Source organism: Natrinema sp. LJW11, from assembly GCF_056135975.1.
This window is the reverse complement of the sequence record NZ_JBWBDM010000001.1, coordinates 426,527-440,449: the sequence shown is the minus strand read 5'-3', so window position 1 is coordinate 440,449 and position 13,923 is coordinate 426,527. Positions and strand designations below refer to the sequence as shown.

General features: G+C 65.9%; 17 protein-coding genes. 3 read left to right on the top strand and 14 right to left on the bottom strand.

Annotation, left to right across the window (positions count from 1 at the left end):
• Positions 1–16 precede the first annotated feature (16 nt).
• Positions 17–445 carry a hypothetical protein gene (locus AC0QDI_RS02135; RefSeq protein WP_474664789.1) on the bottom strand — a complete coding sequence of 143 codons (429 nt, stop codon included), beginning with the start codon at positions 443–445 and terminating at the stop codon, positions 17–19.
• A 110-nt stretch (positions 446–555) separates the two neighbouring features.
• Here AC0QDI_RS02135 and AC0QDI_RS02130 point away from each other — a divergent pair, with 110 nt between their 5' ends.
• On the top strand, positions 556–843 hold the full coding sequence (locus AC0QDI_RS02130) for a DUF7565 family protein (protein WP_474664787.1): 288 nt from the start codon (positions 556–558) through the stop codon (positions 841–843).
• Positions 844–1,014: 171 nt separating this feature from the next.
• On the opposite strand, the gene AC0QDI_RS02125 is transcribed toward AC0QDI_RS02130, so the two are convergent.
• Together AC0QDI_RS02125 and AC0QDI_RS02120 are read right to left on the bottom strand one after the other, a co-directional pair.
• Positions 1,015–1,452 carry a transcription elongation factor Spt5 gene (locus AC0QDI_RS02125; RefSeq protein ID WP_098726635.1) on the bottom strand — a complete coding sequence of 146 codons (438 nt, stop codon included), beginning with the start codon at positions 1,450–1,452 and terminating at the stop codon, positions 1,015–1,017.
• A complete protein-coding gene (locus AC0QDI_RS02120) occupies positions 1,452–1,631 on the bottom strand; it encodes a protein translocase SEC61 complex subunit gamma (RefSeq protein ID WP_098726634.1) in 180 nt (59 codons plus the stop codon). The genes AC0QDI_RS02125 and AC0QDI_RS02120 overlap by 1 nt, the downstream gene beginning before the upstream one ends.
• A gap of 155 nt (positions 1,632–1,786) precedes the next feature.
• On the opposite strand from AC0QDI_RS02120, the gene AC0QDI_RS02115 reads away from it, so the two are divergent.
• Positions 1,787–1,993, top strand: coding sequence for a hypothetical protein (locus AC0QDI_RS02115; protein WP_474664785.1), 207 nt, complete (start codon positions 1,787–1,789; stop codon positions 1,991–1,993).
• A gap of 99 nt (positions 1,994–2,092) precedes the next feature.
• Here AC0QDI_RS02115 and AC0QDI_RS02110 read toward each other — a convergent pair whose 3' ends face one another.
• The 11 genes from AC0QDI_RS02110 to AC0QDI_RS02060 all read right to left on the bottom strand — a co-directional run bounded on the left by AC0QDI_RS02110 (position 2,093) and on the right by AC0QDI_RS02060 (position 13,095).
• On the bottom strand, positions 2,093–3,253 hold the full coding sequence (locus tag AC0QDI_RS02110) for a S1C family serine protease (protein WP_474664783.1): 1,161 nt from the start codon (positions 3,251–3,253) through the stop codon (positions 2,093–2,095).
• A 79-nt stretch (positions 3,254–3,332) separates the two neighbouring features.
• A complete protein-coding gene (locus tag AC0QDI_RS02105; RefSeq protein WP_474664781.1) occupies positions 3,333–3,986 on the bottom strand; it encodes a bifunctional 4-hydroxy-2-oxoglutarate aldolase/2-dehydro-3-deoxy-phosphogluconate aldolase in 654 nt (217 codons plus the stop codon).
• A gap of 371 nt (positions 3,987–4,357) precedes the next feature.
• Positions 4,358–5,596, bottom strand: a complete 1,239-nt coding sequence (locus tag AC0QDI_RS02100; RefSeq protein ID WP_474664779.1) for a mandelate racemase/muconate lactonizing enzyme family protein — start codon at positions 5,594–5,596, stop codon at positions 4,358–4,360.
• A 158-nt stretch (positions 5,597–5,754) separates the two neighbouring features.
• Positions 5,755–6,624, bottom strand: coding sequence for an alanyl-tRNA editing protein (locus AC0QDI_RS02095; RefSeq protein WP_474664777.1), 870 nt, complete (start codon positions 6,622–6,624; stop codon positions 5,755–5,757).
• Positions 6,625–6,697: 73 nt separating this feature from the next.
• The gene (locus AC0QDI_RS02090) at positions 6,698–7,240 is read right to left on the bottom strand and encodes a transcriptional regulator (protein WP_474664775.1); all 543 of its coding nucleotides are present in this window, start codon (positions 7,238–7,240) and stop codon (positions 6,698–6,700) included.
• Between the two features lie 105 nt (positions 7,241–7,345).
• Complete coding sequence (locus AC0QDI_RS02085) at positions 7,346–8,671, bottom strand: J domain-containing protein (protein WP_474664773.1); 1,326 nt, start codon at positions 8,669–8,671, stop codon at positions 7,346–7,348.
• 136 nt (positions 8,672–8,807) lie between these two features.
• On the bottom strand, positions 8,808–10,097 hold the full coding sequence (gene dinB, locus AC0QDI_RS02080; protein WP_474664771.1) for a DNA polymerase IV: 1,290 nt from the start codon (positions 10,095–10,097) through the stop codon (positions 8,808–8,810).
• Positions 10,098–10,181: 84 nt separating this feature from the next.
• Positions 10,182–10,511 (bottom strand): transcription factor S, encoded by a 330-nt coding sequence (locus tag AC0QDI_RS02075; protein WP_474664769.1) that lies wholly within the window; start codon positions 10,509–10,511, stop codon positions 10,182–10,184.
• Between the two features lie 139 nt (positions 10,512–10,650).
• On the bottom strand, positions 10,651–11,319 hold the full coding sequence (locus AC0QDI_RS02070) for a DUF8135 domain-containing protein (protein ID WP_474664767.1): 669 nt from the start codon (positions 11,317–11,319) through the stop codon (positions 10,651–10,653).
• A complete protein-coding gene (locus tag AC0QDI_RS02065; protein WP_474664765.1) occupies positions 11,316–12,191 on the bottom strand; it encodes a hypothetical protein in 876 nt (291 codons plus the stop codon). The genes AC0QDI_RS02070 and AC0QDI_RS02065 overlap by 4 nt, the downstream gene beginning before the upstream one ends.
• 67 nt (positions 12,192–12,258) lie before the next feature.
• Positions 12,259–13,095, bottom strand: a complete 837-nt coding sequence (locus AC0QDI_RS02060; protein ID WP_474664763.1) for an RAD55 family ATPase — start codon at positions 13,093–13,095, stop codon at positions 12,259–12,261.
• 110 nt (positions 13,096–13,205) lie between these two features.
• Here AC0QDI_RS02060 and AC0QDI_RS02055 point away from each other — a divergent pair, with 110 nt between their 5' ends.
• Positions 13,206–13,865, top strand: a complete 660-nt coding sequence (locus AC0QDI_RS02055) for a helix-turn-helix domain-containing protein (RefSeq protein WP_474664761.1) — start codon at positions 13,206–13,208, stop codon at positions 13,863–13,865.
• The last annotated feature ends 58 nt before the right edge of the window (positions 13,866–13,923 follow it).

The following is a 13,923-nucleotide window of genomic DNA, read 5'->3' as shown; positions in this document are numbered from 1 at the left end:
TTTCGCCAGCGCCGAGTTATGAATTCTGATTTTCCGGCCAGTCGACGGTCGCCTTGATCGCGTCGACGATCGGAACGACCGGTTCCGACGGATCGACCGAGATGAAGAGGCCGTCGTCGCCCACGTAGACGCGGAGGATCTTCAGGAAGTCCATCGACGTCGTGATGTACTCCACGCGTTCGGCGTCCGGAAACAGGGTGTTTCGGAAGAGCGTGCTCTGCATGAAGTCCATGTGGACGTTCGTGTGTATCGTCTCGAAGTGCTCGAGCATCGCGTCTCGACTCTCGTACATCGAGACGGTCTCGTCGCTGAGGTAGAGCGGTCGAAACGACTCCGTGTCGTACTCACAGAACGCGTACAACGGTCCGGAGACCGTCTCCTGAACGACCTGACGGACGCGATCGGCATCGAACGCCGCCAGCTCCGACCTGTTAGTCGCCGGCATACCTCGAGCGGAGGAACTCGACGGCCGAAGGTCTGTCGGGCACATGTTTCTGGCCGATGACCTTCGCTGCGAAAGGATGATTAGGGCGGCCGTCCGAGTGATCGTATCGAATGGCCTGGAAATGCGGGATCGACGGCTGCGGATCGGTGTTCGAAGACGTCGAGTCTGCCGTCGTCCATCAGGCGACGGACCACCAGCGCCGCGAGTGTAAAGTCTGTGGGACCATCATTCCGGACGGCTATCTCGCGATTCGCCACGCCTTCACCGAACACAGCCGCGCCGAATACGTCCGCGCCTACGGTGCCAGCTCCGAAGCGGTCCGAGAGCGCGAGGAGTTGCTCGAGGAGATCGAATCCGTCGCGGATATGCAGGCGATCGCCACGAAACTGAAACGGTAGCGAACGATCGGTTGTCGGCAACGGCCGGCGATAGATCCCACCGGTTCCGCCGCTGCGGTCACCAATTCGACACGTTCTGTGACGTCTCAGACTCAGAAGTTGCTGATTTCGGTCACGTAGCCACGGCTCGCCTCGTACTGTTCGTGGCACCCGTTCGCGCGCTCCGACGAACTATCGTTCGTCGGAATCCAGCACGCGAATCTGGTCGCCACGCACCGTCACCGGAATCGGAACCGTCGCCTCGTAGAGCTCGACCGTCACCTGATCCTTCCCCTCGTCGATGCGCTGGACCTGGGCCTTCTCGCCCTTGAACGGCCCGGCGATGAGTTCGACGATGTCGCCCTCGGCGATTCCCTCGACGTCCGGCTTCGGCGAGAGGAAATGTTCGACCTCGGAGATGTCGGACTCGCCGGGGACGATGCTCCGCGCGTGCGGAATGTCCTCGAGGACTCGGTTGAGGACCGCGTCGCCTTCGGCTTCGACCATCACGTAGGAGGTCAGCGAGTCGGGCGCGAGCGCGGCGTGAATATCCGGCTCTTCGCGGTTGATGATCATGTCCGCGACGGTTCGCTCCTGGCTCGCCGTCGTTTTGACAGCGAAGATGCCCATTAGAGGCCACCACCGCTGGTCAGGAATACCATGATCGTGCCGATGAGGAATCCGACGAGCCCGATCAGCAGGACTCCTGCACCGGCAATTTTCGACACCTGAAGGAACTCCTCGGTAGTGGGTGTCGTCGCCATTTTCAACACCCGAACGTACGAGGTGAGGTCGTACGGAACGTCCATGTCTGTCTGTTCACAGCGCGGGCTCTTTTATCTGTCTTTCGTGTCCGGCGACGGATCGCGCCCGTCAGGTGTCGAAACGGCACTCGATCGGGACCGCCGGAGACGTTGCAGTCGACGGCCCGGCACCCAAACCGTTCGGTTACCAATCGGAAACCATGGCAGAAGACGATGCCGACAGAGCGAACGAGTACGAGGCGGAACGGGAGGCTGAGATCGACGACGAACTCGAGCGGATCGACCGCGATCCCGACGAAGTCGACGATGGCGATGACAACCTCGGTACCCAGAACGCGCCTCGCGAGGACGCGGACGATCTCGAGGACCTCGAGGAGGAAGAAGAAGAAGCGGCCGACGAACGCTAACGGCAGTCGTCCGAACGACGAGCGAACTGGGTTTCCGCATATTTGACGGAGCCGGCCGACCCAACCGTCCCGAAACGAACTGGTAGCGGCCGGTATCGGTTACGGGCCCGTCGGCGGTCGTTCGCCCGGCGTTCCCGGAATCGGCGTCCGTGGCAGCCGGGGTTCCGGCCGCGATGCTAACGTTACCTCCACTGACCCCCGTTCGCCCTCCCGGACGACCGTGAGTTCGACCGTGTCACCAGGCGACGTCTCGAGCGCGAGATACGAGAGGAGCTGGGCCTGATTCTGGATCTCCTCGTCGTCGATGGCGACGATCACGTCACCGCTGCCGGGCTGCGTGGGAACCGCCGGCTGGAGAACGCCGGCGGCGGGCGCGTTCGGGACGACTTCCGTGACGAGAACGCCGGTGGCCGCCTCGAGTCCGACCGCCTCGGCGATGTCCGGTCCGACGGGCTGAACGGCGACGCCCATGAACGGGTGTTCGTACGTGCCGTCCTCGATGAGCGCGGGGACGACCCGATTCGCGAGGTGAGAGGAGATCGCGAAACCGATCGTCTGATCGGCACCGGCGAAGACGATCCCGAGCACGTCGCCCTCGAGGCTCACCAACGGGCCGCCGCTGTTGCCGGGGTTGACCGACGCGTCGGTCTGGATCGCGGCCGGAATCGAGAAGCCCGCCGGGCTGGGCAGCACTCGATCGACGCCGCTGACGATCCCCTGAGAGACCGAGGCGTCGAGCCCGAGCGGATTGCCGAGAACGAGTACCTCCCGGCCGATGGCGGGCTCGCTGTCGACGATCGACAGCCCTGACGCGACGTCCGGCAGCTCCTCGACGCGAAGGACGGCGAGATCGCTGTAGGGGTCGGTGCCGACGATCGACGCGGTCCGCCACTCCTCGGTACTGAACTGCAGTTCGACGCCGCCCTCGGCCGCGCTCTGGACGACGTGGTTGTTGGTGACGACGTGCTGATCGTCGATGACGAACCCCGATCCCAGTCCGCCACCGCCGCGAGGACCGGAGACGGTGACCAGCACGACGGACCCGATAGTGTCGCGATACACTGCCGTATACGGACTGTCGACCCCGTCACCGTTTCCGTTCTGCCCGTTCTGCCGGTCCTGGTCGTCCTGCCCGTTCTGCGCAGCACTCGAGCCGACCCCGAGGCCGCCGATCGCTGCGGCGGCCCCGACCGTTCGAAGGACTCGTCTGCGCGTGCGCTGATCTGGAGTCACGCCCGTAGCGACCCCGACGACTGGCATAAAACGGTAACCAGCACACTCAGACGGTCGTGCTGTGGCCGTCCGCGGAAGAAGCACCGCCGAGAGCGCCGCCGTTCGATTACTCGCTACGCGCCGCCTCGACCGCGTCGACGAACGACGCCGCCGTCGCTCGGACCCGATCCATGTCGCCGTCGGCCACGGCCGCGTCGTCCACGATCGCGCCGCCGGCTCCGACGGCCACTGCGCCGGCGTCGAAGAAGTCGGCGACGTTGTCGCGCGAGACGCCGCCCGTCGGAACGATGTCGACGTCGCCGAGCGGCCCCGCGAGCGCGCCGATGTGGCCCGGGCCGACCGTCGACGCGGGGAACATTTTGAGGAGATCCGCGCCGGCTTCCATCGCCGTCACGGCCTCGGTCGGCGTCATCACGCCGGGTGCGACGAGGACGCCGTGTCGGTTGCAGGTCCGGACGACGTCCGCCTCGGTATGGGGCGAGACGACGAACGACGCGCCCGCGTCGATCACCGACTGCGCGGTCGGCGCGTCGAGGACGGTCCCCGCGCCGACGACCGCGTCGGTGTCCGTCAGTTCCCGATCGACGGCCGCGATCTGTTCGGCCGCGCGAGTTCCATCCGCCGTGATCTCGAGCGCGTCCACCCCCGCGTCGTGCATCGCGCGGGCAACCGGGACGATCTGCGATTCATCGATACCGCGGAGGACCGCGATGACGCCGCCGTCGACGATCCGTTCCCTGACGACCCGTTTCTCGCTCATCCGTAGAGCCCTCCCGAAGCCGCCGTTCGATCCCCGGGCGTGATCCGGCCGTTGCTGAGACGATCCGTCATAGGAAGGAGTTCTTCCCAGACCCCCATAAATTCACTCATAGTCGAAATAATCTGAATTTCGAATCGATCACTTCTCGAGCGGGCGAATCGTGACGGACTCCGCCTCGTAGTTCTCGAGGAACGCGCCGGTGCCGCCGATCGTGTCCCGATCGTCGTGGACCTTGAGTGGCGGCCGCGCTGGAATACGAACTCGACGACGCTCGAACTCCGTCGACCAACCCCGAGCAAAGCTCCGTACGTTTGACTTCGCTCACGCTTCGTCAAACAACGCAAATCCGAGATTTGCTGGCTCGACGAAGTTCACGCTTCGTCGAACAACTCCTCGCCCTCCACCATGTGTTCCTCAACGGTCTCCATGTCCAGCGTAACGCCCAGTCCGGGCTCCTCGGGAATCTCGATGTAGCCATCCTCGATGATGTCCTCCTCGACGAGATCCTCCCACCAGCCGAGTTCGTAGGAGTGGTACTCCACCGCGAGCGAGTTCGGGATCGCCGCGCCGACGTGGGCGCTAGCGACCGTCGCGACCGGTGAGGCCACGTTGTGCATCGCGACCGGGACGTAGTACATGTCCGCGAGATCGGCGATCTTCTGCGTCTCGCGCATCCCGCCGACTTTGGGCATGTCCGGCGCGATCATGTCGACGGCCTGCTCCTCAAGCAGGCGGCGCTGGCCGTGTTTCCGGTAGACGTTCTCGCCGACCGTGATCGGCGTCGTCGTCGACTGGGTGACTTCCCGCTGGACGTCGTGGTTCTCCGGCGGGACGGGGTCCTCGAGCCACCAGATATCGTACTCCTCGAGCCGTTTGGCGAGTCGTTTCGCGCTGCCGCCGGAGAAGGTCCAGTGGCAGTCGAAGGCGACGTCGGCGCGGTCGCCGACGCGCTCGGTGACTTTCTCGACGATTTCGGCCTTGTGCTCGATCTCGGGGTCGCGGAGGTGCCGGTTCGCGCGGTCTTTCTCGTGACCGCTGGGCACGTCGAGGTCGAACTTCAGGGCGTCGTACCCCAGGTCCTCGACGACGCGCTCGGCTTCGTCGGCACAGGCGTCGGGATCGGCCTCTTCTTCGGTGTGGCAGTCACAGTAGACCCGCATCTCGTCGCGGTACTTGCCGCCCAGCAGCTGATAGGCCGGGACGTCGAGGATCTTTCCGGCGAGGTCGTGCAGCGCGACCTCGATCCCCGAGATCGCGGTGACCGTGACGCCGCCGATCGAGCCCTCGCCGGACATCTTCTGGACGAGGTGCTCGGTCAGTCGGTCGATGTCCAGCGGGTTCTCGCCCTGCAGGAAGGGCGTCATCCGCTCGATCAGTTCCGGCGCGCCGGCTCCCCAGTAGGCTTCACCGGTGCCGACGATTCCCGCGTCGGTGTAGATCCGGACGAGGGTCCACGGAAAATTCCCGTCGACCATCGTCGTCTGGATGTCGGTGATCTCGACGTCCCGGCCGCCGCCGCGTTCGCGGGTGACGTCCATCGTCTCGCTCGAGAGGTCACGCATCGTATACTCGGCGTTCGGATCGTGCAGCTGTGAGTAATCGATCCCCATAAAGTAGATTTTCACTCCTAAGGTAGTAATAGTTTCTACCTTCCGTGAGCAAGGTCCGGGGGACGCGTAGTCGATAGTTTGGAATCAACGGAAATGAACCCACCGCTTGCGAACGGCACCCTCGTTCGCTCGGGCGAAAATCGCCGACCGCCGTCACCTCACGCGCGCTCGAGTTCGTCGCTCACATCCTCGAGGTCGACATCTAGCGCCGATATCGCGGCGAAGGCGGCCCGCTTCTCGGCCGTTCGACGGTCGATCGCCTGCGGACCGACGGCGAACTCGATCCGGCGGACTCCCGTCGACGGACTCGAGTGGCCCAACACGGTGACGGGTCCGACCTCGCGAGTATTCCGGACGTGGGTCCCGCCGCAGGCCGTCACGTCCCACGGATCGGTCGGACCGGTCATCCCGGAGAGCCGGTTCCCGCTCCGGTTGTCGTTTTCGTCCTCGATCGTGACCAGTCGCACCCGCCCCTTCTCGACGGCACCCGCGTCGGCGTCGGCGTCGAACGCGACCCCATCGCGCTCGCGCGCCTCCGAAACCGGGACGTCGTCCCACGACACCGGCCGCGACTCCCAGATCACGCGATTGACCGTCTCGTCCAGTTCGATCAGCGTCTCGTCGTCGACGGTCGCGTTCGTTTCGAGGTCGACCCGGACCGTCTCCGGGCCGATATCCAGGCCGGCGTAGGAACTCCCCTCGAGCAGCCGCCGCGCGGCCCCCGCGAGGATGTGGCTGGCGGTGTGGGCCCGCATGCAGTACATTCGGAACGACCAGTCGACCGAACACAGCACGCGGTGGCCCGGCCGAAACGACGGCTCCTCGGCCAGCACGTGAACCTGCTCGCCGTCGACCAGTTCGACCTCGGTCACGGCGATATCGCCGATCGTCCCCCGATCGGCCGGCTGGCCGCCGCTCGCCCCGTAGAAGTGACTCCGCTCGAGCCAGACCCGCCGCCCGTCGATCGACGTCACTTCGGTCTCGAACCGCGTGGCGTACGGCTCCGCTGCCGCCCGTTGCCCGGTCATCGGTTGGAGTCTGTCGTCCGCCACTAAAAGTCTGCTCGCCGAGACGGTCACCGAATTCGGTTAGTGCGGTCGATTACTCCGCAAGGGTCACGTCCAGTCGCTCCTCGAGGGCCTCGATCAGGCCGCCGCCGACGCCGGCCTGCGTCGCGCGTCCCTGTTCGACGGCGAGGAGGTCTTTCTCCGGTGCGCCGAGTTCATCGGCGAGTTCCTCGCGCTGGAGACCGGCGTCCCGTCGCGCCTCGACGAGCGCCTCGCCGTAGTCCGAAACGAGATACGGCAGCTGATCGTCGTCGTAGTTGGTTCCCTCCTTCTCCCAGTGTTCGGAGTCGCCGTCCCAGACCGGGTTCGCCTTCGCGACGTTCTGGGCCGCCTTCTGCTTGCGGCTGGGTCCGTCGCTGGAACCGCCGCCGCTCGAGCCGCTCCCGCTCGAATTGCCGCCGCTCCGGTTCCGATTCCCGCCGTGAGCCTGCGAATCGTCGTGTGGCGCGCAGTCCGGACAGACCTCGAGTTCGGCTCCGGCGACCGTCGCGAGCCTGAGCGAGTTGCTCTCGGCACCACAGAGTTCGCAGTTCGTCCCGCCACCGCCGCCGGACGAACCGGTCGAGTATTTGGCCATGCGACACATTGGCTACTGGCGCATTTTAACCGTTCGGTACGGGGGATGGCGGACGGTATCGGCTCGAGCGGACTCGTTCGAGAAAATTCGTGTGGGTGCCGGAACTCAGCGGCCGAAGCGTTTCCGGACGGTCGTCCGCAGGGGCAAGGCCAGTCCGCCGAGCAGCGGCAAGATCACGAACGCGGCGATATCGACGGGAAGCGTGGCGGCACCGGCCGCCGCAGCGCCGAAGCCGGCGGCCGGCGCGAGCACCGGAACCACGTACAGATACGAGGGTGCCCAGCCGGGCAACCGCTTCGTGTGGCGGATGATCACGGCGAACAGGAGCGGCATGAGCACCGCCCCCGCGAGCAGGGGACCGCCGATCAGCGTCGTCGCGGCCGCCATCGCGAGGGCGACGACGATCGTCTCGTTGATCGTCACCGGACCCCACGTCTCCTCCCGGCGGACGGCGCGAGTCACGAGCAGGGCACTCAGCGCGAGCGCGACGACACCGGCCAGCGCGCCGTACCACAGCGTCGGCTCGAGGGGCGGCGTCACGAACTCGACGCCCCCGACGAACGTCGTCACCGTCTCGATACCGTGACGGCTCTCCGAAAGCAGCGACCAGATTCCCGACGGATCCGCTCCCGTGGCGCGGACGTCGGCCCAGAGCGATTCGAGCGGCTCGCCGTTCTCGAGCGCGAAGTGTCCGAGGCCGACGGTGTAGACGATCACTGACAACCAGATCAGCGGTAGCGAGAAGTTCTGTCGCCGCCACCAACGAACGAGCGGGTTGGGAGTCGTCGGTTCCGATCGAGAGCCGGACGCAGTTCCGGTTCCGCTCGACTGACCGGTTCCGCGAGCCGTTCCACCGGCCCGCCCCGTCCCCGAGGCGCTCCCACTGGGAGACCCGGTTCCGGTACCGGTACCGGTACCGGTTCCCGCCGCACCGCTGGCCCCGGTCGCGCTCGAGGCGCTTCCGGCGGCCCCGGCAGAGGCCGCGCCGGCCGCCGACGTCGCCCCGGTCGCGCCCGCCGTTGCCGACGACCGACTCGAGGCCGTCCCGCCCGAACTCGCCGTCTCGGAGCCGGCCGTCGCCGACGACGCGGTCGAGGCGGAGGCGGATTTCGTCCCCGATTCCGAGTAGCTCAGCTCCGTCCCGTCTTCCGTCTCGTCGTCCTCGTCGCTCCGCCAGACGTCGGGCGAGGGAAGGCCGCTGGTCCGTTTCGCGACGTAGTCCTCGTGACCGAGTCGGTCGTAGGCCTGACGTTCGACCGGATCGCCGAGAATATCGTAGGCCGTTTTGACCGCTGTGAACTGCGCCTGCGCGCGGTCATCGTCGTTCAGATCGGGATGGTAGACCCGAACCTGTTCGCGGTAGGCGTCCTTAATCTCGTCCTGTGGGGCGTCGGGAGAGATCTCGAGAAGGTCGTAAAAGTCATCTGTCATGTGAGCGTGGAGATGGTATCGTCCGTGAGTGGGATTGTGGGGGAGGGGTTATAATTTCAGTGTTCCTTCCGGTTTCCGTCCGAATCGTCCGCACTCGAGTACCGTGGGTATTTCGGCCGTCGCCACGAGCGCCGGCCTACGAGAAATCCGCGAGCGACGACTGCCCGGCTGACGGCTCGTCGCCGGCCGGCTCCGATTCCGATACCGGTTCCTCATCGGAAACCTCGTCGCCCGCGTCGGTCTCGACACCGTCCCCGCTTCGCTCCCAGCTCTCGAGGCTGGCCTGATCGGCGGCGACGAACTCGAGGTTGGCTACCCGGACGCCGAGTTTGCGTACGGGGTCGGACTCGAACTCGGTGAACAGGTCTCGAGCGATGCGGTCGACGAGGTCGGGGTCGTCGACCGGACCGGACAGGGATCGCTCGCGCGTGTTGACGTCGTAGGGCGGCGTGACGGCTTTGACGCCGATGGTCCGGTACAGCGCCCCTTCCCGCTGTGCGCGATCCGCGACGGCGGCCGCGAGGGTTTCGATCAGTTCGTACTTCGGATCGGGCGCTTCGACGGGCTCGGCGAACGCGGATTCCCGAGAGAAGCTCTTGGGGTCGCCCTTCGGTTCGACCCGGCGGTCGTCCTCCCCGCGGGCGCGATCGTACAGCTCCCGACCGCGCTCGCCGAATCGTTCGACCAGCGGCTCCGGATCGGCCGCGGCGACGTCGCCCGCCGTCTCGAGGCCCATCTCCCGAAGCTCGCGGGCGGTTACGGGGCCGACGCCGTGGAGCAAGTCGACCTCGAGCGGCGCGAGGAATGCCCGGATTTCGCCGGGCTTGACGACCGTGAGCCCGTCGGGCTTGTCGAAATCGCTTGCGATCTTCGCGGTGCTCATCGTCGGGGCGACGCCGACGCTGACGGTGACGCCGACCTCCCGACGGATGCGGTCCCTGACGTGGCGGGCGAAGCCGTCCGCGACCTCCCAGGCGGTGCGTTCGGTCACGTCGAGGTAGGCCTCGTCGATGCTGACCTCGCGGACCGTGTCGGCGCAGTCGTGGAGGATCTCCCGGACCTCGCTCGCGACCGACTCGTAGTAGTCCATGTCGACCGGCCGGTAGTAGCCGGTCTCCGCGCGCTCGATGTCGTCGTCCAGTTCGCCGGCTTCGGCGGCCGCGCGTCTGGGGAGCCGCTCGAGGGCCGTCGAGATAGCTTGGGCGCTCTCGACGCCGAATTCACGGGCCTCGTAGCTCGCGGTGGCGACCGCGCCATTGGTGTCGCCCGCCTCGTAGCCCATCCCGACGACGAGGGGTTCGCCGCGGAGTTCGGACTCGCGCAGTCGCTCGCAGGAGGCGTAGAAGCAGTCGGCGTCGACGTGACAGACGATGCGGTCCTCGTCGTCCTCGCCGTCGACGCCCGGGAGACGCGGGCCATCTGGCATTCGTCTATCGGTGGATTCGTCCGGACCGATGTGAACGTTGCGTCCGCGGCGGACACGCCCAAAACGGAACTCGTCGCTCGTCGATCAGTTGTACTCTCGCCATCGTTTGCCACAGTCGGTACACTTGAAAAAGCGCGTCGGCGGTTCGTCCGCGGAGGCGGTCTGTTTGAGCGTGTACCACGCTTCCTCGGCGCCGCACTCGTCGCAGATGACGTCCGTCGCCTTCGGTTTCCCCTCGAAGTTGGCCTCCTCGCTGGATTCGATCACGTCGTCGTCGGTCTGTGACTCCGTCGTGACGAACGCGTCTTCCTGCTCGCGGTCCCGTTCGCTCGAGGCCCCGCAGTCGTCGTTCGTACAGACCATTCGGTCGTCGCGGGCTTTCATCATCGAACCGCAATCGTCGCAAAACTGCATAGTGGACGGCTACGAACTCGGCACGCAAAAAGACACCACTTCGCTCGATCCGCGTCGTCATACGGTTTACTGTACCGGTGTACAGGCGCGACCGCAACCGGCCTGCGGTCGCGCCGGAACTGACTGACTGCAGACCGTATCAGTGCCGTTTCTCGAGCGCTTCGTCCTCGAGGACGAACGGGCAGTCCGCGACCCGGAACGTTTGCATCGTCGTGACGGCGAGGATATCGGTTCCGTCGCGAGTGCAGGCGACGTCGGGCGGTTCGGTGAAGTGCTCGCACCCCTGGCAGTACGAGCGCTTTTCGACCTCCCGTATTTCCCGGTCGGCCAGCCGGAGCGCACCGCCCGGCTCGGCCGGGTCGGCCGATTCTCCCGTTCCGTTCGGATCGTCCGTCCCCCGCGAGTCGCCTGTTTCGGTCGAGTCATCCGTCCCGCTCGACCCGTCTCCGGAAGCCGTGTCGCCCGCACCGCTCGACTCCGCCGCGCGATCGGCCTCGAGGCGCTCCCAGAGTCGGTCGCCGTCGATATCGGCGACGTCGTGTCGGTCGAACAGGTCGTCGAAATCGGGCGTCCGCGAGCGCTCGCGGTCCTCGTCGGAGACCGTCGAAGCGAGATCGCCGAGCGGATCCGATCGGCCGTTCACGTCCTCGCCGTCGTCGTCCGGCCGGGCCACCTCGTCGCCGCCGTCGACCGTTTGAGACCCCTCGTTACCGGCGTCGATCGTCGGTTCTCCGTTCTCGCCGTGGGTGAATTCCGTTCCGGTGGCGTCGTCGCCGTCTCCCTCGTCACGGCTCGCGTCGTCGGTCATCGATCGATCGCTCCGGCGTCGGTCTCGGTCATATCGGTCTCGTCTTCTTCGTCACGGTTCCTCATTTCGGATTCCGCCTCCGACTCGACCGCCTCGAAGACCGCTTCGGTCGTCGAGTCCGCCGCCCCCTCGACGTGGCCCTCGAGCGCCGGCGGCTCACCGGTCTCGAGCCGGTGGGAGCCGAAGATCGACGACCGCTTCGTGATAGCCGAAAACCGGCTCTCGCAGTGCGGACACGCGGGACCGGTCAACAGCGCGAGGTCGACGCTCGAGCCGCAGTCGGCGCAGGTCGCCGTTCGAACTCCCAGCTGGTTCGCCGCGCGTTGGAGTCGCTCGGTCGCCGCTCGCTCCCGCCGTTCGTCCGCGACCGCATCCCGCTGTTCCCGAAGTTCGATCACCGCCCGGGCGAGCAGCGTGGACCTGTCCTCGAGTTCGTCGGTGTCTTCGAGGAGCCCCTCGAGAATCGCCTCGTAGTTATCGAACCCGCGATCGACGGTTTCCTGGAGCGCGGCGAGATCGTCGCGAACCGCCGCGAGACCGTCGGCGGTCGCGGAGCTGGGGTGGTCGTGATCGATCGGCGACTTTCCGTCGGTCTCCCGTTTGACCTGAATCACGCGGGAGCGGACGTCCTCGAGGAGGTCCGTGAACTCCTCGCGCTGGGTCTCGAGCCGGCTCCGGACGGCCGACAGTTCGTCGGGGTCGGCCACCGCCAGGTCGTCGTCCGTCGCGGCGGTGTGCGATGCGGTCAGCAACCTGCGACAGACCTCGTCCCGGCTCTCATCGCGTCGAACCGCCTCTGCGGTCAGCCAGTCGTCGACTTCGGCGGGCAACGGAAAGGAGAAATCGCCCTCGTCGTCGTTCTGGCTCGACATCTGCTCGTAGTAGGGCCATCAGTCGGATAAGCGTTGGTTCGAACTCAGTCGCTGAGTCGGTCGACCGCTACCGGATTTTCCGGACGTTGCTGATATCGAACCCGCCGTCGTGGATCTCGGTCTCGAACCTGACGATGTCCTCGTCCTCGAGCCGAGAGAGCACGCCGCGGAATTGCTCGACGACGAGCGTGCGCGCTCGCTCCGAGCCGCCGCTCTCCCACTCGAATAGCAGCGTGCCGTCGGTGGCTTCCTTGATCCGCCCGAGCTCCGTGGGCTCGAGGAGGTCCGAGTTGATAAGCAGTAAAATGACGCCGCCCCAGCGATGTGACGCTCGTTTGAGTCCCTTCAGCAGGACGGTCAGGTCCGACAGCCCGAGCCGGTCGTCGGCGACCGCGATGAGGTCGGTCAGCGAGTCGATCACGACGAGGTTCCCCCTCGCGTGCTCGGTCAGGTACTCGCCCAGGGCCTCGAGGACGTCGGTTCGCTCGTTGTGCGAGCCGAGTTCGGTGATGTCGGCCATCCCCTCGGCGTACCAGGCGGTCGGAACCGGCGTCAGCTGGAAGTACTCCTCGGCGAGTTCGACGAACGAGACGTCGTTCGTCCCCGCCCGGACGAGTTCCTCGTCCATAACGAACTCCATCTCGCCGACGATGGCGCTTCGTTCGTCCGTAAACGAGACGTAGTGGACGGCCTCGGGGACCGTCGTCTCCGGCTCGAGGTCGCCGTAGTAGAGGTCGAACAGTTCGGGATCGGCGTCGACGAGTCCGTTCATCACGGCGCTCGTATAACAGAACTCGCGCGCCCCGGCACCGGATTCGCCGGCCAGAAGAACGACGCTCCCGGTCGGCGCACCGCCGCCGATCGTTCGATCGAACCGTGAGATTCCGAGCGGCATCCGCTCCATACGTGTCCGTTCGGACGCACCGAGTTACCTGTTGTGGCAAATGCGAAGCGGGGAGTGGACCCGAGTCACCGACCCCCGTCACCAAAGCCCGTGGAGCGCGTACCGGTCGCATGGCTATCATCGCCGAAATATCGATCGGAGGCGACGAGTTCCTCCTCGGCCAGATCATCGCCGAGTACCCCGGCCTCTCCGTGGAAATCGAGCGCGTCGTTCCCGCAGCCAAGCGGGTCATGCCGTACATCTGGGGGTACGGATCGGATCTGCAATCGTTCGAAGTCGCCATGAGCGAGAGCCCGAACGTCAAATCGATCACCGCGCTCGACGAGTACGACGACCGGGCGCTGTACAAGATCGAGTGGGAGGATCCGGCCGAACAGCTGATTACCGGCATCGCGCAGACGGACGCGACGATCCTCGAGGCTCACAGCGACGAGGAGTGGCTTTTTCGGATCCGCTTCGAGGAACACGCGGGGCTCGCGCGCTTCAATCAGTACTGTACCGAGCACGATATCGCGTACCGACTCAATCGCGTCTCGTCGCTGGCCGACATCGACGCGAGCGGAGACGACTACGGACTCACGGAGGCCCAGTACGAAGCGGTCTCGCTGGCCGTCGAGCGGGGCTACTTCAAAGTCCCCCGCGAGGTCGAGTACGGTGAACTCGCCGACGAGCTCGACGTCTCCGTGCAGGCGTTCTCGGAGCGGATGCGTCGCGGGGTGGACAAAGTGCTTCAGACCGTTTTCCTCCGCCCGGATTCGCGAAATTCGTAACGCGATATTCAGAGACGCCATTACTACTGAGATAAAGGTCATGAGTAGACAGGGGAGC